The 24,432-nt window shown below is 60.6% G+C and carries 22 protein-coding genes and 1 tRNA gene; 16 read left to right on the top strand and 7 right to left on the bottom strand.

The features are described 5' to 3' along the window. The first annotated feature begins 4 nt into the window (after positions 1 to 4). The 4 genes from mdtN to A3OQ_RS0101375 all read left to right on the top strand — a co-directional run bounded on the left by mdtN (position 5) and on the right by A3OQ_RS0101375 (position 5,679). The gene (gene mdtN / locus A3OQ_RS0101390) at positions 5 to 1,030 is read left to right on the top strand and encodes a multidrug transporter subunit MdtN (protein ID WP_020173558.1); all 1,026 of its coding nucleotides are present in this window, start codon (positions 5 to 7) and stop codon (positions 1,028 to 1,030) included. After that, complete coding sequence (locus A3OQ_RS0101385) at positions 1,014 to 3,029, top strand: FUSC family protein (RefSeq protein ID WP_020173557.1); 2,016 nt, start codon at positions 1,014 to 1,016, stop codon at positions 3,027 to 3,029. Before mdtN ends, A3OQ_RS0101385 begins: the two co-directional genes overlap by 17 nt. Next, positions 3,013 to 4,560, top strand: coding sequence for a TolC family protein (locus A3OQ_RS0101380; protein WP_020173556.1), 1,548 nt, complete (start codon positions 3,013 to 3,015; stop codon positions 4,558 to 4,560). Before A3OQ_RS0101385 ends, A3OQ_RS0101380 begins: the two co-directional genes overlap by 17 nt. A gap of 126 nt (positions 4,561 to 4,686) precedes the next feature. Further along, entirely contained in the window at positions 4,687 to 5,679 is a 993-nt protein-coding gene (locus tag A3OQ_RS0101375) for a hypothetical protein (protein WP_026595365.1), read from the top strand. Between the two features lie 35 nt (positions 5,680 to 5,714). Here the strand turns inward: A3OQ_RS0101375 and A3OQ_RS0101370 are convergent, their stop codons facing one another. The 3 genes from A3OQ_RS0101370 to A3OQ_RS0101360 all read right to left on the bottom strand — a co-directional run bounded on the left by A3OQ_RS0101370 (position 5,715) and on the right by A3OQ_RS0101360 (position 8,909). Next, positions 5,715 to 7,382, bottom strand: a complete 1,668-nt coding sequence (locus A3OQ_RS0101370; RefSeq protein WP_020173554.1) for a SulP family inorganic anion transporter — start codon at positions 7,380 to 7,382, stop codon at positions 5,715 to 5,717. 77 nt (positions 7,383 to 7,459) lie between these two features. Beyond that, positions 7,460 to 8,068, bottom strand: coding sequence for a hypothetical protein (locus A3OQ_RS0101365; RefSeq protein ID WP_020173553.1), 609 nt, complete (start codon positions 8,066 to 8,068; stop codon positions 7,460 to 7,462). A 103-nt stretch (positions 8,069 to 8,171) separates the two neighbouring features. Then, entirely contained in the window at positions 8,172 to 8,909 is a 738-nt protein-coding gene (locus tag A3OQ_RS0101360) for a sulfite exporter TauE/SafE family protein (protein ID WP_152428273.1), read from the bottom strand. 93 nt (positions 8,910 to 9,002) lie between these two features. Here A3OQ_RS0101360 and A3OQ_RS0101355 point away from each other — a divergent pair, with 93 nt between their 5' ends. The 12 genes from A3OQ_RS0101355 to A3OQ_RS0101300 all read left to right on the top strand — a co-directional run bounded on the left by A3OQ_RS0101355 (position 9,003) and on the right by A3OQ_RS0101300 (position 19,478). Beyond that, positions 9,003 to 9,659: a Crp/Fnr family transcriptional regulator gene (locus A3OQ_RS0101355; RefSeq protein WP_026595363.1), complete on the top strand. Its 657-nt coding sequence runs from the start codon at positions 9,003 to 9,005 to the stop codon at positions 9,657 to 9,659. A 57-nt stretch (positions 9,660 to 9,716) separates the two neighbouring features. Continuing rightward, positions 9,717 to 9,992, top strand: coding sequence for a N(2)-fixation sustaining protein CowN (gene cowN, locus A3OQ_RS0101350; RefSeq protein ID WP_020173550.1), 276 nt, complete (start codon positions 9,717 to 9,719; stop codon positions 9,990 to 9,992). Positions 9,993 to 10,061: 69 nt separating this feature from the next. Next, entirely contained in the window at positions 10,062 to 10,475 is a 414-nt protein-coding gene (locus A3OQ_RS0101345) for a hypothetical protein (RefSeq protein ID WP_020173549.1), read from the top strand. Continuing rightward, the gene (gene ccoN / locus A3OQ_RS0101340) at positions 10,468 to 11,937 is read left to right on the top strand and encodes a cytochrome-c oxidase, cbb3-type subunit I (protein ID WP_020173548.1); all 1,470 of its coding nucleotides are present in this window, start codon (positions 10,468 to 10,470) and stop codon (positions 11,935 to 11,937) included. Before A3OQ_RS0101345 ends, ccoN begins: the two co-directional genes overlap by 8 nt. Further along, positions 11,934 to 12,659, top strand: coding sequence for a cytochrome-c oxidase, cbb3-type subunit II (gene ccoO / locus A3OQ_RS0101335; RefSeq protein ID WP_020173547.1), 726 nt, complete (start codon positions 11,934 to 11,936; stop codon positions 12,657 to 12,659). The genes ccoN and ccoO overlap by 4 nt, the downstream gene beginning before the upstream one ends. A gap of 9 nt (positions 12,660 to 12,668) precedes the next feature. Then, the gene (locus A3OQ_RS0101330) at positions 12,669 to 12,812 is read left to right on the top strand and encodes a cbb3-type cytochrome oxidase subunit 3 (RefSeq protein WP_020173546.1); all 144 of its coding nucleotides are present in this window, start codon (positions 12,669 to 12,671) and stop codon (positions 12,810 to 12,812) included. Positions 12,813 to 12,823: 11 nt separating this feature from the next. After that, the gene (ccoP, locus tag A3OQ_RS0101325) at positions 12,824 to 13,711 is read left to right on the top strand and encodes a cytochrome-c oxidase, cbb3-type subunit III (protein ID WP_020173545.1); all 888 of its coding nucleotides are present in this window, start codon (positions 12,824 to 12,826) and stop codon (positions 13,709 to 13,711) included. A gap of 60 nt (positions 13,712 to 13,771) precedes the next feature. Continuing rightward, positions 13,772 to 15,238, top strand: coding sequence for a cytochrome c oxidase accessory protein CcoG (gene ccoG / locus A3OQ_RS0101320; protein WP_020173544.1), 1,467 nt, complete (start codon positions 13,772 to 13,774; stop codon positions 15,236 to 15,238). A 4-nt stretch (positions 15,239 to 15,242) separates the two neighbouring features. Beyond that, positions 15,243 to 15,701: a FixH family protein gene (locus A3OQ_RS0101315; protein ID WP_161607287.1), complete on the top strand. Its 459-nt coding sequence runs from the start codon at positions 15,243 to 15,245 to the stop codon at positions 15,699 to 15,701. After that, a complete protein-coding gene (locus tag A3OQ_RS0101310; protein ID WP_020173542.1) occupies positions 15,698 to 18,064 on the top strand; it encodes a heavy metal translocating P-type ATPase metal-binding domain-containing protein in 2,367 nt (788 codons plus the stop codon). Before A3OQ_RS0101315 ends, A3OQ_RS0101310 begins: the two co-directional genes overlap by 4 nt. Beyond that, positions 18,061 to 18,228 carry a cbb3-type cytochrome oxidase assembly protein CcoS gene (gene ccoS / locus A3OQ_RS0101305; protein ID WP_020173541.1) on the top strand — a complete coding sequence of 56 codons (168 nt, stop codon included), beginning with the start codon at positions 18,061 to 18,063 and terminating at the stop codon, positions 18,226 to 18,228. The genes A3OQ_RS0101310 and ccoS overlap by 4 nt, the downstream gene beginning before the upstream one ends. A 188-nt stretch (positions 18,229 to 18,416) precedes the next feature. Further along, positions 18,417 to 19,478, top strand: coding sequence for a ketopantoate reductase family protein (locus tag A3OQ_RS0101300; RefSeq protein WP_020173540.1), 1,062 nt, complete (start codon positions 18,417 to 18,419; stop codon positions 19,476 to 19,478). Positions 19,479 to 19,572: 94 nt separating this feature from the next. On the opposite strand, the gene A3OQ_RS23315 is transcribed toward A3OQ_RS0101300, so the two are convergent. The 4 genes from A3OQ_RS23315 to A3OQ_RS0101275 all read right to left on the bottom strand — a co-directional run bounded on the left by A3OQ_RS23315 (position 19,573) and on the right by A3OQ_RS0101275 (position 24,238). After that, positions 19,573 to 20,400, bottom strand: coding sequence for a sterol desaturase family protein (locus A3OQ_RS23315; RefSeq protein WP_020173539.1), 828 nt, complete (start codon positions 20,398 to 20,400; stop codon positions 19,573 to 19,575). Positions 20,401 to 21,318: 918 nt separating this feature from the next. Then, positions 21,319 to 21,395, bottom strand: a tRNA-Arg gene (locus A3OQ_RS0101285). Positions 21,396 to 21,572: 177 nt separating this feature from the next. Continuing rightward, positions 21,573 to 23,075 (bottom strand): sensor histidine kinase, encoded by a 1,503-nt coding sequence (locus tag A3OQ_RS0101280; RefSeq protein ID WP_020173537.1) that lies wholly within the window; start codon positions 23,073 to 23,075, stop codon positions 21,573 to 21,575. Between the two features lie 422 nt (positions 23,076 to 23,497). Beyond that, complete coding sequence (locus A3OQ_RS0101275; protein WP_020173536.1) at positions 23,498 to 24,238, bottom strand: hypothetical protein; 741 nt, start codon at positions 24,236 to 24,238, stop codon at positions 23,498 to 23,500. Positions 24,239 to 24,432: the final 194 nt, after the last annotated feature.

The raw sequence follows: 24,432 nt of genomic DNA, 5'->3' as shown, positions 1-24,432 counted from the left end.
TCCGATGCGGGGCCGCCGCTTCGTAAGCCGATTGATTGCAATAGGCTCCATCGCCGCGGCGCTTTGGCTTGGCTTTCGCGTGGTCGAGAGTGTCGATCGCCGCCCGAGAACGCATGACGCTTTTCTCTATGCGGATACAGCCGGACTGGCGCCCGATGTGAGCGGCCGGATCGTCGCGATCCATGTGCGTGACAATCAGAGGGTGGCCAAAGGCGAAAAGCTGGTCGAAATCGATCCGGAGCCTTTCGAACTGCGGCTGCGTCAAGCGCGTGCGCAGGTCGCTGCGCTGAAGGCGCAGATTGAACTGACAACGCGGCAAGTGGCGGCGCAAACCTCCGGCGCCGATGCGGCAGCGACGAATGTCGAACGCGGACGCTCGCAGCTCGCTCTCGCGCAGAGCACAGTCGGACGGCTGGTGCCGTTGCTGGGTAAGGGTTACGTGACGGCCCAGCAAGTCGACGAAGCGAAGACCAATGAAAAAACCGCTCAGGCTGGCTTGGCTGGGGCCATCCAACAGGCGCAGCAAGCAAGGCAGGCCATTGGCGATACCGAAGCTTTGATGGCGCAATTGATCGGGGCTGAGGCCTCCGTCGCGCTTGCAGAGCGCGATCTTCGCAACACCAACCTCGTCGCGCCTTTCGATGGTCTGGTGGTCGGCCTCGATATCGCCGCAGGCGCCTATGCCGCCGCCGGACATCCGATCTTCACCTTGATCAAAACAGATGACTGGTATGCGGTCGGGAATTTTCGCGAGACGGAACTCCCGGCCATCGCCATCGGCGACCCGGCAACCGTATGGATGATCTCGGACAATAATCGCCCGATGAGCGGTCATGTCGAGAGTCTCGGCTGGGGCGTGCGACCGGAAGATACTGGCGCACCCGGGCTGCCGGCTGTCGGGCGGACCTTAAACTGGGTCGTGGTGGCGCAACGCTTTCCGGTTCGCATCAGGCTCGACAATCCGCCCGAGGCGGACATGCGGATCGGGGCGACGGTCTCGATTTTGGTGCGGCATGGCGCTTCTCGCTGAGATTCCCGCGCCGCCACCGCGCTTCAGCCTTCTTGCGTTTTTGCGGGAAGAGCTGGCGCCGCGGCCGGGACGTGTCGCGGCGTGCACGCGGATCGCTTTCAATTGCGCGCTCACCGTCGCGATCGCGGAACTCTATCAGATCCCGCTGCCGGCCTATATGGCCTATCTGGTTTTTCTGATCAGCCGCGACGAGGTCGCAAGCACGCTGCTGACGGGCGTGGCCGGTGCCATCGCGGCGACGCTTGCCATAGCGCTCTCGCTCGTCTTCTACATGCTCGATGCCTCGGAGCCGGCGCTTCGTCTGCCTCTGATGGCGATCTCGACCTACATCGCCATGTTTCTGTCGCGCACGATGTCGCTCGGCCCGGTCGCCTTCCTCGCGGGGTTCATCATCGTCTTGTCGCAGACGCTGATCGACGTCGTTCCAAACCTCGAGGTCCTGACACGGCTGATTCTGTGGCTCTGGGTCGTCGTGATGGTCCCGAACGTGTTGACGATCGTCGTCAATCTCGCCTTCGGCGAAAATCCGGCCGAGCTCGCGCGGCGGACTGCGAAGCGTCTTCTGAACGAGCTTGCGGCGGCGCTGCGAAGCGGCGATTCTACGCGGCTCGAAAAGGCTCAAGCGGAAGCGGTCGGCCTTGTCGAATTGCGCCAACGCGCCGGCATGCTCGACAAGAGCTTGCGCAGCCGGGCCGCGATCGACACGATGCTGATCGAGACACTGGCGGAACTGCTGAGCCTGCTTCGGGTGCTGCCCGCCGGCGTGCCGATCGAAGCGCGCCTTCCGCTGGCCGCGGCCTGCGAGGAAGCCACGCTGGCTTTCGGGCGTGGCGATGCGCCGGCAATCATGCAACATACGCCGCCGGACGCCGTGCTGAGAGTGCTCTCTCCCGAAGCAAGACCGGTCATCGTCGCAATGGCCAAAGCGATGACGCGATTGAGCGAAGGCATCGCACGACGCCGAGCCGCCACCGGCCAGCTGGCGGTAGCCGAAGTGAAATCGCTTTTCGTTCCGGATGCCTTCAGCAATCCGGACCACGCGCGGTTTGCGTTGAAGACCATGATCGCGGTCATGGCCGCCTATATTATTTATAGCCTCCTCGACTGGCCGGGCATCAGCACCTCCGTTACCACCTGCTTTTTCGTGGCGCTCGGCAGCTTCGGCGAAACCGTCCACAAGCTGACGTTGCGCCTCGCGGGCGCAGCCATTGGCGGGCTCCTGGGGCTCGCAAGCATCGTCTATGTGCTGCCGCATATGACGGATATCGGCCAGCTCTGTCTCTTGATCGCCGGGGTCTCCTTCATTTGCGGATGGGTCGCGACGAGCAGCGAGCGGCTTTCTTACGCGGGCATGCAGACCGCATTCGCCTTCTTTTTGGGAGTGCTTCACGGCTACGGTCCGACCACGGAACTTGTGGGGCTGCGCGACCGTGTCGTCGGCATTCTTCTCGGCAATCTGATCATCTCGATCGTCTTCAGCGTATTCTGGCCGATAAGCGCCCTCGATCGGGCCCGCGCCTCCGTGGCCGCGGCGCTTCGCACGCTCAGCCGGCTTTTGATCGAGCCGGCCCCGGCAGAGCATGGTGCACGCCTCGCCGTCGTCCGGGCGCTTGCGGATGCGCGGCACTTCGTCGGGATAGCCGCTTTCGAGCTTCGCACCTTGCCAACACGGCCGCGGCGCGTAGCATCGGATCAAGTTTCACTCGACATATTGGACGGACTTGCGGGCGCGACATTCGTCGTTGCCGATCAAGAGCCCGATGCTGCCATTGCCGAACCTGTGCGGCCGAGCGATGAAGCCGCTTCGGCGTGGTTGCTGTCCGCTGCCGACCGGGTTTCGAAGGGAGAGACGGCGATGCCCGCGCCGGACCGGTCTCTCGATCTTGACCGTGCATTGACGCAACTTCCCGCCGATGCACCAATGTCCCGTCGTGCGACAATCGAAGCGCGCCTGCTCCTCCAAGCGGAAATCGAGAACGCCGTTGCGATCGAGAGATAGCCGCACCCTGAAGCATTGCCGGAAGGCCGCGCTGCTGGCGGTTCTGCCGCTTACGGCCTGTGCAACGCATGAATTGGAATTGGCCCCAAGCTCGCCCGACAAGCCTTGGACCATTCCCGACTCGGTCGACGTGCCGCCGTCGGGATCGGCGGTTCCGATGCCAATAAGGGAACCTAACGCATCCACGCCGGAACTGGCAAAGCAGGCTCGCGACGCCTCTTTGGCGCGCCTGCCGCAGGAAAACGCCGTCTCTATCGATCAGGGGCGGCATTACGATCTCGCCGCCCTCATCGATCTCGCACAGCGCAAAAATCCGGAAACGCGCGAGGCTTGGGAAAAGGCCCGCCAAGCCGCGCTCGGGGTTGGTCTCGCCGAGACAGCTTATGTGCCGCAACTTTCCGCCGAAGTGGTCGGTGGATATCAACACACGCCTCTGCCCATCCCACCGACCCTGGTGCCGCAAGGCTTTTTCATCAGCGACACGCGCGAGCTGATCCCATCGCTGACGGCAAAATGGCTCCTGTTCGATTTCGGCCAACGCGCCGGAGCCGAAGAGACCGCGCGCGCCAATTCCTTCGTCGCCAACGTGGCCTTTACGGGGGCCCACCAGAAGCTGATCTATGCCGTCTGCCGGGATTATTTCTCGTTGGGCGCAGCGCGCGGCCGTCTGCGCGTGGCGCTGCAGGCCCTGAAGACCGCTGGGGTCGTGCAGGAAGCGGCCGAATCGAAGCAGTCGCAAGGATTGGCGACAGTCGTCGAGGTCGCGCAAGCTCGCCGCCAGACCGCTCAGGCGCGCTTCAATCTGGAAAAGGCAATTGGCGCTGAGCACGGTGCTTATGCCGCGCTCATCGCAAGTGTCGGCGTCTTGCCGAGCACGCATCTCCAAACGAAAGACAGTTCGGAACTAAAGCTGCCTGCAAACCCTTCGGGAAATGTCGATCAGTTCGTTCAAACCGCTTTGGCCAATCGGCCTGACATTATCGCCGCCTTTGGGAAGGTCCGCGCCGCTGAGGGAACGCTCAAAAGCGCACGCGGCGCCTATTTTCCGACCGTCGGTCTCGAGGGTCAGATCTATCAGAATATGGGTGCCTTGAGCGCGGATGGCAGTCCATATTTTCCGATCAATAAACCTGGCGGCAATATTCTTCTGAAGCTCAGTGTGCCGCTTTATGATGGCGGCGCAAGGGATGCACACGTCGCCTTGGCGGAATCGGATATTTTCGCGGCGCGGGCCGCCTTGGATCAGTCGCGTGACACCGCCACGAGGCAGGTAACCGACGCTTATGATGCGCTTCATACAAGCTACGCGGAATATGTCGCGGCCTTGGCACTCACGGAAGCGGCGCAAACGTCTTACGACGCCGCGCTCGATGCCTATCGCCACGGCGTCGGCACTTTTACGACGCTTGCGACCGAGGAAACCGCTCTAAGCCAAGCGCAATCGGCAAAAGAAGATGCTCACGCAAACGTCTTTACCGCCGCCGCGGCATTGGCCTTTGCCACCGGCGCCATCCTGTCGGCAGTGCATTAGCCGATGCGGCGCGCAGAACCTCCAATATCCAGCGAAATTTTTGTAAATCGTAAAGCGCTAGGAGGTGGTCTCCAATAGTATGCGCGATACTTATACGTGGCAGATACGCATTTTTGGCAGACACGCATGACCGATAGAAATATTGCCGTCTATTATGCCTGGAGCCGGCCCGGCGAAATCAACGCACCCCTTTCGACCATTGAAAACCGATTTCCGGCTCTCTTCGAGAGCCGCCGGATGCTTTACCCACAGCTGCAGGAACTCTCCGACCCGACCCGCTTCGACCAGGGTATCGGCGGATTCTTGTCTCATATTTTAAAGAAGAACTATGACGTTTTCGTCGATCAGACGAAGAGCCAGACCACCCATCCGGTTGTCGAAATCGAACGTATTGGGGAAGACGGCGTGCCAACGCCGCTGGACGATGCGTTTTTGAAGGGCATCGACACGCTTATCGTCATCAGTTTCGACTCGCTTCGGACGGGTCAGGCGGCGAGCGCCGGCGAAATCGCCGCAGTGCGCGCGTTTCTTGAAAATCCGGATCATCTCGTCTTCGTCTGCCCGCATCACGATATTGGTGAAGCCGGAGGGCTCTCCGATAGCCAGCGCGCGGCGCTTCAAGAAGGGCAGTTCCTTCATCACGGAGACCGAACACTGCCGCCTCAGCAGGGTTTTGGCGGCTTCGGGCGCACTCTCCTCGCCGGGCTCGGCGTCGCGGTCGAAAACAGGTACGGATTGCATCCGGCGGCCGAGCCCGACGGATCGCCGACGCCGTTCGAGGTGGACCGCGCGCTCGACCGTTTGGGTCTCCTTAAGGAGGTCACCACATTCAATCTCCATCCTCACCTGCCGCATTTCGAGCCCGTCGCGGATGGCGTTGCGAAGTTCGATGTGCTGGTGCGCCAAGCGATCGATCCAAAGGCGCCGCCGCATCCGTTCACGGCGCAGGGGCGGCACAGTTTCGACGCCTTACTGCAAACGCGCGCCGGCGTTTTCGCCGGAACGCTTCTCGTTGGCGACGCGACGCTTTGGAGTTCGCTGGCAAGCGGCGTGGAGAGCCTCCAGCGGTTCTGGACGAATATTGTCCAGCGGCCTTTATCGGCAAAGCGGACGGCCTGATCTTAGGGCGCATCGTCTTTTGGGGGCGTACACGCTTAAAGCGCGCCAAAGCGCACGGCGGCTATGGCTTCGTGGAGCGTCGTGAAAATCCGCGTCTCTCCGATCGCGGCCGTGATGCCATGCCGGTCCATGTCGGAGCGCAGATAAGGATTGACGCGCGCGAAAATCATGCTCACGCCTTGCCGGCAGAGATCGTCGATAAGGTCGCGTATGGATCTCGCAGCGGAATAGTCGAGATCCGTGATGGCGCCCGCATCGACGATGAACCAGCGCACAGGCGTCGGGGCGCGCTTCACGAGACCGCGCACCTCATCGGCAAAGCGATTGTCATTGGCGTAAAAAAGATCCGCACCGAACCGGTAGACGATGAGACCCGGTTCGGTTTCGGCGCCAGGCGTGGCGGGTGATTGTCTCCATTCGCCGCTGGGGTCTGGCGTGAGAACCATCGTATGCGGGCGATAGCTGTGGCGGACATGCCGAAGCAGTGAAAGGACGATGGCAAGCAAAATACCTTGTTCGACGCCGATGACGACGACCGAAGCGGCGGTAAAGATGGCGAGAGAAAATTCGCCCGGACTTTCCTTCAAGATGGCGCGCAAAGAATCCAATTTGATCATGCCGACGGCGATCGTGAACACGATGCCGGCGAGCGCGCAGCGCGGCAAATATTGAAGCGGACCCGTCAGGGCAAGCAGTACCAATAGGACGACGCCAGCGAAGACGAGCTGCGCGACCTGGCTGCGCGCACCCGCGCTATCTGCCATCGCCGTCTGCGTCGGGCTGCCGTTGACCACGAAGGCGCCGCTGATCGCGGCGGCGGCATTCGCAGCGGCGAGCCCGAGAATATCCGCATTCTCATCGACGCGTTCGTGATTGCGGACGGCGTAGATCCGCGATGTCGCGGCGCTTTGCGCGATGATCATGACGAAGCACGATGCGGCGACGGGCAGGATAGCGAGTGTTTCGCTCCAGCTCACATCCGGCCATTTGATGGCTGGCAGGCCACCCGGCACCGGTCCGATGACCGGGATGCCATGATCGGCGAAATGAAATGCCGCGCTTGCTATGATCGTTGCAATGACTGCAACCAGCGAGACGGGCAATCGGGTGTCGAGGCGGCGTCCGAGCAGTATGGCAGCCACGATCAGCGCCGACAGCGCCGCTGCCGGGAGATTGAACTGCGGCAGGCCCCGTACAACTTCCTGAAGCTGAAGAAGCGTACTATGCGAGGCCGTGGCGACGCCGAGCATGTCGCCCAGCATCGCGATGCCGACCTGGACGCCGACGCCGGTGATAAATCCGGCGAGCACCGTGCGCGACAGAAAATCGGCGAGGAAACCGAGTTTGAAGATCCGTGCCAGCAGAAGCAAACCGGCGGTCAGTAAGGCGACCATCTCGACCAGGGCCATATATTTCGCGCTGGCCGGCGCCGCCATTTGAGAAATAGAACTGGAGAAAATGGCTGCCGTCGCAGAATCGGCAGCCACAACCAGATGCCGCGACGAGCCGAAGATGGCGAAAGCCACAAGGGGCAGCAGCACGGTATAAAGGCCGGTGACGACAGGGGTACCTGCGATGCGCGTATAGCCGAGCACCTGCGGGATATTCATCGAGGCAAGCGTCACGCCTGCCAGGAGATCGCGCGCCGCCTCTCCGGGTTTGAAGGGCCGAAGACCCGCGAAGATGCTCAACCGCAGGGGCATGCTCTCATCTTCTTCTACTTCACGCCGTCTTCTGTTTCATTCGGGCAGGCCGCGGCGGGTATCCTTTCGAGAGCGTGTCATGGCGCATCTGATCCAGGCGCGGCATCCGACCTCAAACGTTCGCGAAACTGATCGAGTCTCGTACGATAGCCGTCGGCATCGCCGTATTCAAGAAACGCATAATAACGCCGGTGCGGGTCCGTGATCCGCGCGGCATGTTTGATCGGACACCAATATTGTTCGGTGCGGCTGGCGATCTCGCGGACATAGGCGATCACGCCATTGGCATAGCCGCAATAGAGGCAATTGAGCGTCTCGATCCAGTTCAAATAGGCGAGGTGCCTGCGATCGAACGCGATATAGCGCCCGCGGTGCACCTGCGGGATCCGGTAGATCCGGAAGCAAATCGCCTGATAAAGACTGACCCACATGTCCATGATCAGAAAAGGAACGATCATGGAATAGATCATCGGCGCCGTCACAACGACCCTGACCGGAGATTGTGCGAGAAAGGTCATGACGCTCATGCGCAGGCGGCGATGTTCGGCGATGATCCCTTGTTCGAATTCGCCGATCTGCTCTTTCAGACGCGAGCCGAGTATCTTGCGCCGCGCCTCGATTTCCTGGTCCAGTTCCGTCTGAAGACGGACGATCTCAGCCGCCAAATCCTGCATGCGCTGTGTCATCTTATATGCCCCCGCGCCAGCTCTTTGGCCAAGCACAGGCGCATGTACGGGCTCTTAATCGTCCGCTGTCAAATTCGGCGATACGGGGGGAGACGGATGTGTCTCAGGTGACCCAGCTCATGGCGAGGACAAGCAGCAATCCGCCATCGAGCGTCAGAATGACGGGTCGCGCGAGATGGGCGAAGCGCCGCATGCGAATCATCGCGACCTGGCCGAGCGTGCCGATTGCAGCCAGCATGGGCACGGTGCCAAGCCCGAAGGCGATCATCCCGATGGCGCCCGCCAGGGGATCGGCGGTCGCGGCCGTGGCCGCAAGCGCTGCATAGACGAGGCCGCAAGGGATGAAACCCAAAAGCAGCCCGAGCCCATAGGTGTTCAAAATCCCCGGCGCATTGAGCCTTGTTGCGAGAGGCCCCGCCAGTTTCGACCAGAGAGCGGCGGGCCGGCTCGCGCTGGCCGGCGCGACGGCCTGCCAGATGAAAAGCGACGCGGCCACGATGAGAAGCCCCGCGGCCACGAATCGAAACCAGGGGAGGTCGGAGAGAGTCTGCCCAAACAGCGCGGCCGCCGCGCCGAGCGCGGCATAGGTCGTCAAGCGGCCGAGATGATAGGGGAGCAGCAAGCCGCTTCGGATGCGCGACATTTCGCAGAGCCGGGACGCTGGTACATGCGCAAGCCTGTTGCTCGCCTGAGCGATGACGAGCGGTCCGCACATAGGCCCGCAATGGGCGACGCTGCCGGCGAGGCCCGCGACAAAAAGCGCACCGGCCAGACCCGCCATACCGGCGGCCGGCGCGATCCCGTGGCTGCCACATATGACTGCGAAACTATTGATGCTCACAGCTTCCTCCAGCTTCTCTGGCTAGCCCAAACCGGCGGCTTTGATCTTGACCGAGATCAATGCGACCGCGCCCTGGGATTTTATTCGTGGATCATGCATCCCGCGTCACTCTCCGAATTCCTCGCGAGCGAAGCCGGGTCCGCTCTGCGGTCCCGGTTCCATGAGCATGTTCTGGCGAATGGCGCCTTGCTTCCCGAAAGCGAGATGGATCAAGTGCTCGTGGTGAAACGCGGACGCCTGCGGGTCTATTTGACGACGCCCGAACGTGAGCTGAGCCTCGTCTATTTAAACGAAGGCGACGTGTTCAGCACCCACACCAGGGCGCAGTTGCAGGCCGTCCAGCCGACGGTTCTTCTCATGGCTCAGCGCGCCGTGATCGAACGCGAACTCGCCCATTATCCGGCCTTGCAAAGAGCCATCATCAGCGTTCTGGCGGCGGTCTTGAATCAGGCCATCACTTTGATCGAGGATCTGGCTTTCCATCAGGTGCGCGGGCGGATCGCCCGCTATCTTCTGCGCTGCGCAGACAGGCAAAAGGTCGCGGTCGAAGCGGGAAGCGCCATCCGCCTCGATCTGAGCCTGGAAGAAATAGCCGCTCTGCTTGGCACGACGCGGCAGACGGCTTCAACCGAACTCAACGCCCTGATGCACGCAGGCATACTGACGCGCCAGGGCCGCCGTCATATCGAGATCTGCATGCCCGACCGGCTGCAGGCCTGCGCGCGCGAAAACGCAGTGTCGGCCAGCTGACAGACGGCTCTCAAAGCCCGAACTAGAAATCCGGTCATTCACGCAACGGAGGCGGGAATGACCGAAGAATTCGACCGCTATGTCAGCTTCAGAGGCTGCGACTGGGAAGGCAAAACGGGCCGCGTTCTCGCCCGTCTGCAATCCCATATCGACCGGGTCAATAGTCCCTTCTGGGCCTATTTCATCCATCAAAGAGACCTTGCGCATAGGCAAGGTCTGGACGACCTGCGGGTTCTTCACAACTTTGTCGCGACCTTGCGCGAATTGCTCGAAAACCTGGGCGATCTCGAGACTTTGGCCATGCTCGAGGATCTCGAAGAGACCTGCATGTAGCGCGAGCCTCACGGCCGCCGCATCTCTAATGCGGGGTGCTTTCCCTCAGGAGATCGTCTCCATCCGCCTGTGGCCCGCAAGCGCGCGGCCGGCGACGCCACCCAGTGTCTCAAGTCGAAGTGCGACAAAGCGACCATCACGGCATTCGTAGCCCGCGTCGGCGACCTTGAAGCAATCGGCCGCACCTTGAGCGAGATCAATGCTGCTTTGGGTGTAGTACCTAAATTTCCCGAATCGCCAATCGTAGATTGTTTTGCGCAAGGGGAATTCATGAAGGTCCACCCTGGGGATGTGATCATCGGCTTGATGATGATCGGCTTTGCCGTTCTCGGCATCTCACTCGCACTGCACGCCTTGGATCGGGAAATGAGCGTGTTCGGCGTATCGCTCGCCGCTTTCGCCGTGCTGTTTGTGGCCGGCCAGATCCGTCGGCAATTTGTCGCATCCAACCAACGTACATCGACGGAGTCCCGGCATGGTTGATATCGCAGCCGACGGCTTCTTGCCGCGCGTCGAGACGGCGCATCCGGCCAAAGCCTATGTCGAGGCCTATAATGAAGCGATCGTCCGCAAGGCGGTGATCGCGACCTGTTTCTGGGGAGTGGTCGCTTTCGCCGTCGGCGTCTGGCTCGCGCTTGAGCTTTGCTTTCCGGCACTGAATTTCGGTCTGGAATTTTTGAATTTTGGCCGGCTTCGACCGGTTCATACCTCGGCCGCGATCTTCGCCTTCGGTGGCACGGCGCTGATCGGCAGCGCCTTTCATGTCGTGCAGCGGACCTGCCGGACCAGGCTCTTCGGCGGCGAGGCGCTCGCCGATTTCGTGTTCTGGGGCTATCAGTTCTTCATTGTCATGGCGGCGCTGAGCTACGTCATGGGCTTTTCGCAAAGCCGCGAATATGCCGAGCCCGAATGGCATATCGACATTTGGCTGACGCTCGTCTGGGTCGCCTTCGCCATTGTCTATATCGGCACGATCATGAAGCGCGAGGAGCCGCACATCTATGTGGCGAACTGGTTCTATCTCGCCTTCATTCTGACGATCGCCGTGCTTCACATCGGCAATAATCTTGCGGTGCCGGTGTCCTGGTTCGGCGCGAAATCCTATTCCCTGTTCTCCGGGCCGCAGGACGCGCTGATCCAATGGTGGTACGGCCATAATGCCGTGGGTTTCTTTCTCACCGCCGGCTTCCTGGGGATGATGTATTACTTCATTCCCAAGGCGGCCAACCGGCCGGTCTATTCCTACCGGCTCTCCGTTGTCCATTTCTGGTCGCTCATCTTCATCTATGTCTGGGCAGGTCCGCATCATCTGCATTGGACCGCGCTTCCCGATTGGGCCCAGACGCTCGGCATGGCTTTTTCGCTCATGCTGTGGATGCCGTCCTGGGGCGGCATGATCAACGGCCTCATGACTCTGTCGGGCGCCTGGGACAAGCTGCGCACGGACCCCGGTCTGCGTTTCTCGGTGACGGCTGTTGCCTTCTACGGCATGTCGACCTTCGAGGGGCCAGTCATGTCGGTGCGCGAAGTCAATGCGCTGAGCCACTACACGGACTGGACCATCGGCCACGTCCATTCGGGCGCTTTGGGTTGGGTCGCCTTCATCACCTTCGGTATGCTTTACTATCTCGTTCCGGTCATCTGGCATCGCACGAAGATCTATTCGACGCGCATGATCGCTTGGCATTACTGGGTCGCGACGCTGGGCATCGTCCTTTACATCACCTCAATGTGGGTCGCCGGTATCATGCAGGGTCTCATGTGGCGTGCCTATGATGCGCACGGCTTCCTGCAATATTCCTTCGTCGAGACGGTCGAGCCTCTGCATCCCTTCTTCATTCTGCGGGCATTGGGCGGCATCTTCTTCCTGACCGGCGCTCTGCTCATGGTCTACAATTTCTGGAAGACGGTGCACGACGAATCCACCGCACCTGTCGGAGCGTGATGATGTTCCTGAAACAATCGACAATTGAAAAGAATGCGATGCTCTTGGTCGTGCTGACGCTGATGACCATCGCGGTCGGCGGCGCGGTCGAGATCATCCCCTTGTTCACGGTGGAAACGACGGTCGAACACGTGAAAGGCGTGCGGCCCTATTCGCCACTCGAACAGCTCGGCCGCAACATCTATGTCCGCGAAGGATGTTATCTCTGCCACAGCCAGCAGATCCGTTCGCTGCGCGACGAGGTCGAACGCTACGGGCATTACAGCCTCGCGGCCGAGAGCATGTACGATCACCCGTTCCAATGGGGCTCTGAGCGCAAGGGCCCGGACTTGGCACGCGTCGGCGGCAAATATTCAAACGACTGGCACTATGCGCATTTGAAAGATCCGCCGTCGCTCGTGCCCGAGACTTTGATGCCGTCTTATGCGTTCCTTGCGAACCGGGTGCTTCAATATGATCGCGTGGCGGACCATTTGAAGACGCTTCGCATCGTCAACGTTCCTTATACGGACGAAGACATCGCCAAGGCGAAAAGCGATCTCGAAACGCAGGCCAATGCCGACGCCGATCAGACGGAGCTTTTGAAACGCTACCCGAAAGCGGTCGCGGTGAATGGCAATCCGAAAGAGATCACTGAGATGGATGCGCTTGTCGCCTATCTTCAGGTGCTTGGCACGATGGTCGATTTCGCCGACGCCGCTCAAGAGAAACTCAAGCAATAGGCGAAGCGCATGAGCACGACTCTCGAAGCCTATGCGACGCTCGCCTTCATCGTCATCTTCGGAGGCATCGTCGTTTGGGCTTATTGGCCAAAAAACCGCAAAAAATTTGAACAGGACGGTCGGATTCCGTTCGACGACGACAAAGACCCGTAAGGAATTGCGCAATGCCGACCAAGATTGAAAAAGATGCCCTTACGGGGAAAGAGACCACCGGTCACGACTGGGATGGAATCCGCGAGCTGAATACGCCGGTGCCGCGGTGGTGGCTCTATGTCTGGCTCGCCACCATCGTCTGGGGCGTCGCGCTTTTCATCCTTTATCCGGCGATTCCGCTTGGCCGGACCGTGACGCCGGGTCTGCTCGGCTATTCGTCGCATAAGGCGCTCGATAAGTCGCTTAAGGCACTTCAGGCGGAGCGCGCACCCTTCTTCGACAAGATCGAGGCGACAAGCCTCAGCGACATTCAGAAGGATCCCGATCTTCTGTCGGTCGCCTTGATCGCCGGTAAGTCCGCCTTCGCGAATAATTGCTCGCCGTGCCACGGGCCGTCCGGCTCCGGCCGGCCGGGCTATCCCAATCTCGAAGACGATGTCTGGCTTTGGGGCGGCACGCTCGATGAGATCAAGCAGACGATCACTTATGGCGTGAGATCCGGACATCCCGACGCGCATGTTTCCGACATGCCGCATTTCGGCGCCGACAATCTGCTGACGCCGGACGATATCCAAGCTGTCGCCGATTATGTTTTCACGCTTTATGGCAATCATCCAAAAGACGCGCCCGCGCCCGCGGCGGCCAGCGTCGAAGCGGGTGCCAAGGTCTTCGGCGACAATTGCGCGCCGTGCCATGGCGACAAAGCGCAAGGCAATCCGGACGTCGGTGCGCCGCGTCTGGCTTCCGCCACGCATCTTTATGGCAATGATCGCGCGACGATCGTGCGTCAGGTGACGCTGCCGCGGCAAGGCGTCATGCCGGCCTGGGGCGGCAGGCTTGACGACGCGACCATCAAGAGTCTCGCGCTTTACGTCCACTCACTGGGCGGGGGGCAATAAAACGCATGATCTTATCCAAAAGTCTGTGACTTTTGGGATCATGCTCTAGGACATCGCAACATGAGTATTGTTCAGAAGATCGAACCGGCTGAATCGGCCGCACCCGAACAAGATCTTCGGCTGGTGAAAGATCGCGTCCGCGTCTATCCGATGTCGGTCAAAGGCATGGTGCGGAGCTTCAAGTGGGAGGTCCTCATCTTCTGCTTGTTGATCTATTACCTGCTGCCCTGGCTCCGCTGGGATCGTGGACCGGGGCGCCCGGATCAAGCCGTTCTGCTCGATATTTGGAACGAGCGGATGTATATCTTCGGCTTCGAATTCTGGCCGCAGGACATTTATCTGCTGGCGGGCGCGCTGATCCTCGCGGCCTTCGCACTTTTCATGGTGACGAGCATGCTTGGCCGCGTCTGGTGCGGCTACACCTGCCCGCAGACCGTGTGGACCGATCTCTTTCTCGGCGTCGAGCGTCTCATCGAAGGCGACCGCAATGAGCGCATGAAGCGCGACGCCGAGCCGCTCTCCTGGGACAAGATCTGGCGCAAGGTCGCGAAACATTCGGTTTGGCTCATCGTCGCCTTTTGGACCGGCGGCGCCTGGATCATGTATTACGTCGATGCACCGACGGTCACTCATGAGTTTTGGACCGGCAGCGCGTCCTTTCAGGTCTATTTCTTCACGGGTTTGTTCACCGCGACGACCTATCTTCTCGCCGGTTGGGCACGCGAGCAGGTCTGCACTTACATGTGCCCTTGGCCGCGTTTCCAGGCGGCGATGCTCGACGAGCAGACGCTGACCGTGACCTATCAGGGCTGGCGCGGCGAACCGCGCGGTAAAAAACATCCGGATGAGACATGGGCCGGGCGCGGTGATTGCGTCGATTGCAACGCCTGCGTTCATGTCTGCCCGACCGGCATCGATATTCGCGACGGACAGCAGCTCGAATGTATCGGCTGCGGCCTCTGCATCGATGCCTGCAACAATGTCATGACCAAATTGGAGCGGCCGGCTTGGCTGATCACGTGGGACAACCTCGTGCGCCAGACCGCCAAAATCAAACACGAACCCGTGCCGGAGATCCGCTTCCTCCGGCCGCGTACGCTGATTTACGCCGCCGTCCTCGTCGCAGGCGCCGCGGGTATGGCCTATGCCGTCACCAATAGAAGCGAGTTGAACCTCATCGTTCAACGCGATCGTGCGCCGCTTTTCGTGCGTCTCGCCGATGGGACATTGCGCAACGGCTATACGCTGAGCATCGCTAACAAAAGGCCGTCGGTCCGCAAGCTGCAAATAAGCCTCAAGGGCATTGACGGTGCCGAACTGGCCTTGCCGGAAAGTTCCGGCGGGCAGGCTTCCGCCGTCGATGTCGCGGCCAAAGCCGATACCGTCACGGATGTGCGCGTGCTCGTGCGGGCGCCCGCCTCGGTCCATGGCAAAGTGCCCGTGTCCTTTGTCTTGCGCGATGCCTTGTCCGGCGCGACGCAGGAATGGACTTCGACATTTCTTGCACCTTCGGCGACAGCGGAGTGATGTCATGCAAAAGAGCGCCTGGCGGTTTTTCCCCCTTGCAATCGTAGTGTTTCTCTTGACCGTCGTCGCCGTTGACGGGGGCATGATCTTCGCGGCGGTGCATAGTTTTCCCGGTGCGGCCGACGATCACGCCTTCGATACGGGCAATAAATATAACGAGATCCTCGAAAATGCCGCGCGCCAGGCGAAGCTCGGCTGGCAGCTCAATGTCAAAGTCGTGAGCAACGATCTCGAAGTCACTTTGACGGATCAAAACGGCGAGGTTCTGCCGGCTGCCTCCGTCGAAGCGGTCGCGACTCATCCGGTCGGCCCGGCGCAGCCGACGCGTTTCGCCTTCACGCCGCAGGGTTCGCGCTATGTCGCGAGATCGGCGCTGCCGACGCCCGGCCAATGGGATTTGGGCCTCACCGCCAGCGTCGGCGACATCAAATATATTGCGACCCGCCGGGTCGTCGTTCAATGAACATGCGCGTCGCACCGCCGCGCGCGGATGCGGCGTGTGCCTGCGCGCATTGCGGCCTGCCTGTGCCGCCCGGCGCGCGCTTTTGCTGCGCCGGCTGCGAGGCTGCCTTCGGCTTTATCCAAGGCATGGGCCTTGGGCTCTATTATGAAAGGCGCGTGCTCGACGCGTCGCAGCCTGCGCTGAAGCCTGAAGCCGGCGCGCTTTCGAACATCCAGGCCTACATCAGAAGCGATGGCGACGGGCTCAGCGAGCTCAATCTGATGGTCGATGGGATTCAATGCGGCGCTTGCGTCTGGCTGATCGAATCCGTTTTGGCCGCGCAGCAAGGCGTCGTTCAAGGCCGCGTCAATATGACGACACGGCGCTTGCGCCTCAAATGGCAGGCGCGATCGGCCAATATCGAGGATGTGCTCGCATCGATCGAGCGGCTTGGCTACAGGCTCGCGCCCTATGATCCGGCCTCGGTGAAGGCCGCCAATGACCGCACGGCTCAGACGCTTATGAAGGCGCTCGCGGTTGCCGGATTTGCCGCCGGAAACCTGATGCTGCTCTCAATCGGCATCTGGGTCGGCTTCAGCCAGGGCATGGGCGAGGCCGTGCGGTCGCTGCTGCACTGGGTCTCGGCCATTATTGCGCTGCCGGCGATTGCCTACGCGGGCCGTCCCTTCTTCCAGTCGGCTTTGAATGCGTTTACCCATGGGCGCGCCAATATGGATGTGCCGATCTCGATCGGCATTCTGCTGGTGACTGGCATGAGCCTCGTCGAGACGATCCGCGGCGGTGCGCACACTTATTTCGATTCGGCCGCGATGCTTTTGTTCTTTCTGCTGATCGGCCGCGTGCTCGATCAGCGCGCGCGCGGCAAGGCGCGGGAGGCGGCGGAACAATTGATCGCGCTTCGCGTCATCGACGTCGCGGTGTTGTGCGCCGATGGGACGATCGAGCGGCGTGCGCAAGAGAGCGTCCGTGTCGGCGAGCGCGTGCTTGTCGGCATAGGCGAGCGGGTCGGCGTCGATGGCATAATCGAAAGCGGGCGCTCCTCCATAGACGCGTCGCTTGTGACTGGCGAAAGCCTGCCTGCGGCGGTCGAGCCCGGCGCGAAAGTCTTCTCTGGCAGCATCAATCTCGACAGTCCTCTGACGGTCCTTGTGACGGCCACGGGCGAGGCGACGCTGCTTGCTGAATGCGTCCGTCTCATTGAGGCGGCGGAACATGGACGCGGCCGGTTCGTCGCGCTGGCCGACAAAGTCGCGCGGCTCTACGCGCCGGTCGTGCATATCGCGGCGCTGGCGACTTTTCTCGTTTGGTGGCTCGCGCTCGGCATGGCCTGGCCGCAAGCGCTCTTGATCGCGGCCTCCGTTCTTATCATCACCTGTCCTTGCGCGCTGGCGCTCGCCGTGCCTGCCGTGCAAGTCATCGCGACAGGGCGTTTGTTTCGCCGCGGCATCCTGCTCAAATCGCCGTCGGCGCTCGAGCGCCTCGCTTCCGTCGATACGATCGTCTTCGACAAGACCGGGACGCTCACGGAGCCGAACCTCCGCCTCCGCGCGGAACCCTGCTGGAGCGCCGAGGATCTCGCGCAGGCCGCCGCGCTTTGCGCCGCGAGCCGCCATCCTCTCGCCCGCGCTCTGGTGGCCGCCGCGCCTTCCGTGCGGCCTGCCGATGGCGTGATGGAAGTCGCAGGCGCGGGTCTGCGATGGAACGGGCCGCAAGGCGAAATTCGGGTCGGCAGCCGCGCGTTCTGCGGCGCGGCGGCGGAAGCCTCGGATGGACCCGAGCTTTGGTTCACGCGGCCGGACCGACCGGCCGTCCGCTTCCGCTTCGAAGAGACGTTGCGCAGCGATGCCACGGAGACGCTCTCGCAGCTTGCCCAAAAAAACTATCCGCTTTTTCTCTATTCGGGCGACCGCGCCGAGCCGGTTCGCGCCATCGCGGGGCGCGCCGGGATCGCGAATTATGAAGCCGAATTGAGCCCTGCTTCGAAAGTGGCGAAGCTCGCAGCGTTTCAGTCGCGCGGCGGCAAGGTGCTGATGGTCGGCGACGGTCTCAATGACGGTCCGGCGCTTGCCGCGGCATCGGTCTCCATGTCGCCGTCGACGGCGGCCGATCTCAGTCAGACGATCGCGGATGTCGTCTTTCAAGGCAATAGCCTGCGCCCTGTCGCAATCGTGCTTGCGACCGCTAAAGCCGCACGGCATCTCATCAAGGAGAATATCGGGCTCTCGATTGCCTATAATGTCGTGATGGTCCCGCTCGCCGTGCTGGGCCATGTCACGCCTTGGCTCGCGGCGGCGGCCATGTCCGGCTCGTCCTTGATCGTCATTCTGAACAGCCTGCGGCTCAGCCGGGAGCGGCAGCCATGACGGTTATCATCTATCTTCTTGCCGTGAGCCTTTTCCTCGGTGCGAGCGGTTTGCTGATCTTTCTTTGGGCGTTGAAGCACGGCCAATTCGAAGATCTCGACGGCGCCGCGAACCGCATCCTGTTCGACGACGAGCCTCTGCCGAAACACGATGAAAATTCGTGAATTTCGAGCGCCGGAGAGGATCAAACGGCGAACATTTATATTATTGATTTCCCGCTGCGACGACTTGCTCTTTTTTCCACTCATGCGTTCTAAAGGGCTGCTGACGATCTTTTGCACCCTGCGCCGTGAAACAATGATAATCGTAGAATGGCTGGGGTAAGCACTCATAATCTGTGGAAGTGGGGAGTATGGCGCGTAACATTCTGATTCTTGGAGCCTCGTATGGCTCATTACTGGCGACAAAGCTGCTGATGGCGGGTCATAACGTGACCCTGGTTTGCCGGAAGAAGACCGCGGAACTCATCAATCGCGATGGTACCGAAGTCCGCATCAAGCTGCGTGACGAGCCGGCGCACCGGTCGATCTTCTCGCGCGATCTGCCCGGCAAATTGGACGCGAGCACGCCCGAAGACGTCGACCTTTCCCGTTATGATCTGGTCGGCCTTGCCATGCAGGAGCCGCAGTACACCAATCATACGGTCCGGGTTCTGATGATCAAGATCGCCGAGGCGAAGCTGCCTTGTCTTTCGATCATGAACATGCCGCCCTTGCCCTATCTCAAACGGATCCCGGCGCTGGCTGGAATGGACCTTGAAGAGGCCTATACCAATGCGCTGGTGTGGGAGCGGTTTGAGCCCGGACTGGTGTCGCTCTGCTCGCCCGACCCGCAGGCCTTCCGGCCGCCGGAAGAGGCTGCGAATGTCCTGCATGTCGGCCTGCCGACAAACTTCAAAGCAGCGATATTTGCGGATGAGGCCCATAACCTCCTGCTTCGGGAGCTGGAGGCGGACATAGACGCGGTGAAATTGGACGGGCAGGACGTTCCGGTAAAGCTCAAAGTCTTCGATTCGCTGTTCGTGCCTCTGGCTAAATGGTCGATGCTCCTCACCGGAAATTACCGCTGCATCACGCCTCAGGAGCCGCAGTCGATCCGCGATGCGGTGCATGCTGATCTGAAGCGCTCCCAGGCCATCTATGACCATGTAGACGCCATCGCTCAGCGTCTGGGGGCCGACCCAAAGGATCAGGTGCCTTTCGAGAAATACGCCAAAGCGGCGGAAAGCCTCCTCAAACCCTCGTCGGCGGCCCGCGCTGTGGCCAATGGCGCGCCTTTCATCGAGCGGGTCGACCTGCTGGTGAGGTTGATTTCGCATCAGCTCGGGATGCCGAATGACGAGATCGACCGCACGGTCAAGATCGTGGATCAGAAACTGAGCGAGAGGATCGTGCCGGGCGGCGGCGCGCCGTGACGCGCTCGCAACGCAGTTTTAAAATGGCGCGCCACTCAGGATAAAACTGCGGATCACGTAAGTATGTGTTTCCTTCAAAGTGAACGGCTGTAACCTACGGACCCGAGGGTGGTTGAAGACGACCCTCCTTCGGCCAGATCGGCATGGTCATTAAACTACCGAAGCGAGCGCACGATTGTGCCTCCCCGTGCGTGTCGAGACCGAAAGCACAATGGGTCTGCTCAAGTTCGACAAAGGTCCCAAAGAGCCTATCCCACACGGAAAACACCCCCCCGAAATTCCGATCTGTATAGGGAAGCGCGCGATGGTGGTGTACGTGATGAAGATTCGGCGACACGAAGACGAAGCCGAACCATGTGCCGAACTCTCTCGGCATCCGCACCGCGGAGTGAGAAAGCACAGCGAATACGCTCTCCGCTGCTTGGCGAAGGAGCAGCACCTCTTCGGAGGCGCCAAGCACCAGCGTCCACAACACGAGAAAGCTCCCACGGACGATCGTTTCGCCCGGATGCTCGCGCACGGTAGTCGAGGAATCGACGATCTGATCCGTGTGGTGGACAAGGTGGAAACACCACAGCCACGGCGTATGATGCATAATGCGGTGGTACACATAATCGCCGAGATCCAGCAACACGAAGACGATGCCAGATCGCAGAGCCAAGCCGAGCCAGGCTGGCTGTAAAAACATCAGACCGAAGTGATGATCCGTAGCCCATCGCGAAACGCCGAAGCAGATGACGCCAACAACAAGTTCCAGCGGCAGGGCTATGAAGACAAAGAGAGCATTTAGCGACATGTGACGGATGACCGCCGCGTCCGGCAGACCGACGCAAATGCGCTCGACGATGCCGACCAGGGCGAAGCACACGGCGAATATCAGGATCTGGGCAGTATCGGAATGTCTGAAGAAGAGGTCTACCATGAACTCGTGCCGGATCGAATGCTTCGGGAGGCCAAGTGGCGTAACTGACGATCCCGTTTCATACTCAACCGCCTTACATCTCTTGATCCTTCATCCGAGTGTTTCCATGTCCATGGTTCCGTGCTTCCCAGCCTGACATAAAAAAATTGGCGGCGTCCGCCTCCCCGGAATGTCTCGATATCAATCATCAGCTCGAACCAATTGTTTGCGAGAAAAGGAATGCGGCCCGATTATCGGAATGGTCAAACAGCACAGGGATTGTTGGTCGCGGGCACGGAATAAGATAATTGGCTGATCTTTCGCGGAGGAGATAGCTAAGAGGACTTGACGACCCGTCAGTCGCTTTGGGTTTGCTGCCCCGATGGCATTTCGGACCTTTCGACTGACGTCGACACCAGGAATTCGTGGTCGCAGGTCCGCGTGGCGTTTTCGACCCGAGACCGTGCACAATAGGCATCATAAGCTCGGCGAGAATCTGCAAGATGCTCTGCGAGGGAAACATCCCATTCGATTTATCGAAGCGCTCACCACGGATTCTAGGACTGCCGAACACCGCATCTGCGATCACTCCGGCATCAAAGCATCGGTCGATTACCTTCCTTGAGTCTTGCGAGGCGGAGCCCTCTCCCTACAAGCGGCGTACTCCGGAATGAGGGACCGTGCAAGGTCAGGACGGACGCTTCCGCAAGACTCGCGCTTGGCGCGCGAGAACAGGCCTTTCCATCTCGGAAGCGATATGATGCTCGAAGATTTTACGAGCGGCTTGATTCCCTTCCGCAAGCATATCTTCAGTCGAGCGTTGATGTCGTCGCGGTTGATGCTCGCATCATTCGGATTAAGGGCCGAAAAGACCGTCTCGAAAATGCGGTTATAGCCAGCCCGGCCGCCATTCTGGCCGGTTCGCAGATGAGTGCTAAATGGCGCGCCCGAAGAGATTCGAACTCCTGACCCCTAGATTCGTAGTCTAGTGCTCTATCCAGCTGAGCTACGGGCGCCTGCGCTTTGAACCGCCGTTGATCCTGGCCGCGTGCTGCGCGGCCAGAGCGAAATCAAAGTCGAGCGGTGTCATTAGCGGCTCACGCGCGCCGTTGCAATAGGCGCCGCAAAAGCTTCTGAAATCAGATGTTAACGCATCGGACCCAAAACCGCCCCGCGGCTTTCGGCAAGCCGCTCTAGGCGCGGGCGATTTTCGCCGTCGTGGCGATGGGCGGATTGGCCGGCAGGGTGATGCGGAAGGTCGCGCCGATACCTTCCGCCTGCGGGAGGAGCGTGATCGTGCCCCGGTGCGCGCGCACGAGATCGGCGGCGATCGCAAGGCCAAGGCCCGAGCCGCCGCGCCGCGTGGAGGCCATGAAGGCTGCGAAAAGCTTCGGGCGCAGATTGTCTGGGATGCCCGGTCCCGTATCCGAGACTTCGATGACTGAGGCGTTCTGATCGGCGTCGAAATAGGCGCTGAGCGAGATACGCGCAGGCCGGCCGCGGCCCGGCCCGGCGCTTTGCAGCGCTTCGACGCTGTTGCGGGTCAGATTCAACAGGACGCGAAACATTTGTTCGCTGTCGGCCAGAATCTCAAATCCGTCATCGACGTCATTGACGATCTCGACGGAGATTTTGCCGTTCAATGGCAAATAATCGATCATTTCGGTGACGAGCGCGCGCAATATCAAACTGTTCGGATTGGGCGGATCGTCGGCCGCGCGCCCATAGGTCAAGGTCGCCTGACAGAATCTGATCGCACGGTCGAGCGTCGCGACGAGTTTCGGCGCGATGCGCTGGGCCAAAGGATCGGTGACATTCGCCAGACGATCCGACAGAAGCTGCGAAGAGGCGAGCATATTGCGCAGATCATGATTGATCTTGGCGACGGCGAGCCCCAAAGCGGCCAGATGTTTCTTCTGGTGCAACTCGCGCGCGAGCGCATCTTGCATGAGCGCCAGGGCTTCCTCGGCCTGACCGATCTCGTGCTGCGAGCCTGAGGGCACGATGATCCGCGCCGAATCTTCCGGATCTTCGCCGAAATCGACGATGCTGGTGGTCAGCCGCCGCACCGGCGCGAGCACCATGAAATGGATCGCTGCCATGGCGAGGACCGCGACGATGCCGGAAACGATCAGCGACAGATTGAGCAGCCGTAGAGAGTAGCCATGCATGGCGACTTTGAGAGGCGCTTCGTCCATGGTGATTTCGACGGCGTCGCCACCCATCGGCGCGGCACCGTAAATCGTGAGTACGCGGCCTTGCGGTGCCGTCAGCGTCCCGATCGTCGCGGCGAGCGAACCAAACCAGGTCGGCTGGCGCAGATCATAGGTGTCATCGACGCGCGGCGGGATTTCCGAAGCGGCGAGGATGCTGCGTGCGCCATGGGCTTGCAAGACGATGATTCGCGCCGGCACGCTGTCGAGAAGCTGGCGCGACAAAGCCTCGGGAATCATGCCGCGCGGTGCGGCCTCGAGGACAAGCGCCGCCGTATAGCCGGCGCTGAGGCGATTGCGCAGCCAATTGTCGTGGAAGATCGACAGCGACGGGACATAGATCAAAACCTCCGCCACCATAACGAAGGCTGCGACCAGAATCAGAACGCGCGTCGCAAGGCCGAACCGGGCCCCGCCGCGCCGGCAGACGGTATAGCTCGCCAGGGGCGCATAAGGATCGTTCTGAATCGCAATATCACGCATCGGCTATCATGCCTCGCTCGGAGCCAAGGGATAGACCCTTTGCCAAGCTTTTCAAAGCCTGTTTCGATCAGCGAACGGCTATAAATCGGTCTCATGATTTGGGTCGAATCGATATTTTGGATCGAACCAATCCAGAATCACGAACAGGATAGACTCCCGTAATTGAGTCAGGACTATGCCAACAAGTTTAGGCATTTACCTAAGCTTACCGCGTCCGGCGAATCGCATGTCTTCTTCCACATTGCTTTTCTGCGATGATTTTGATCGAACTCATATGTCAGTAATATGTCAGATGGCGCTTATGCCAGATGGCACTTGCTTCTCTACAGGCGACATAGGGCGGGGCGCCGAAGGGCGTGACGCGGTTTTCCGCCGCAGCTCGAAGCAAATCATGCGCTGTTCGCGCTTTTTGGTCCGATGCTCTAGGCGCGCTTGGCGATTACTGCGAGCTGTTTGCGATATTCCGGGTCGGGAGCCGGATCGAGCGCGTCGAAAGCGGCGTGAAGCAGGCCGGCCACAAAGGCTTGGTCATTGATCGAATCGGCCAGGGCAAGGTTGATCGCGGGCCCGGCCGTTTCGGGCCGCGCGAGCTTGAAACGGCCAGGTTCGGCGATGGCTTCCGCCCAGCGCAGGCGCAGCCATTCGGCTAAAAGCGGCGCAAGTTCCGCCGCGAAATTCGACGAACGCAGGCGCTGCAACACCCGCAAACCGGCATTCCAGAGGCCCGCCGCGTCGAAGCTTTGGCCCTCCAGCATGTCTTTGAGGACTTGGCCGACGGCATCGTCCAAGCTGACGATCGGATCGATGATCTGATTGCAATGGGCAAGCGCGGTCGAGCCTGGATAAAGCGGGCCCAATTGATAGGTCAGAATATTGTGCAGGCCGCGAAAGCCGGAGCCGTCGGCCTTGAGCCCGGCCGAGATGCAATAGGCCATGACCGTATCGTCGGCATCGACGCGGACGGTCATTTCGCGGAGATCGACATAGGTGAAACTGGGGATCGGACCCGGATCGAGGCCGATCTTCGCCATGTTGGGCGCCACGCGCAAAAACGACATGGCTTCCAGCCAGGCAACGAAACTATTGGCGAAAAGCCCCGGGTCGCGGTTGCGGATCGCCGTGTCCACCCGCTCCTTGCGCGCCCGTACCTCGGTCATGGACATTGAAGACAAGCGCCTGTTTGATCGCGACGATCATATGAAATCCGCATGTCGTCTAGCAGATGATCTCAGGCGCGGGAAGTCTGGGTGGGGGAGAGGGGAGGGGCGGGAGGGGATTGAATGATCAATTTGCGCCCATTGGCGTCATCCAGGAACTTAGACGATGAGGCCCTAAGCCGTCGTCCATTTGATACTAT

Source organism: Methyloferula stellata AR4 (assembly GCF_000385335.1).
Taxonomy (GTDB): Bacteria; Pseudomonadota; Alphaproteobacteria; order Rhizobiales; family Beijerinckiaceae; genus Methyloferula; species Methyloferula stellata.
The sequence above is the reverse complement of the archived record's forward strand: the minus strand, read 5'-3'. Positions and strand labels throughout refer to the sequence as shown.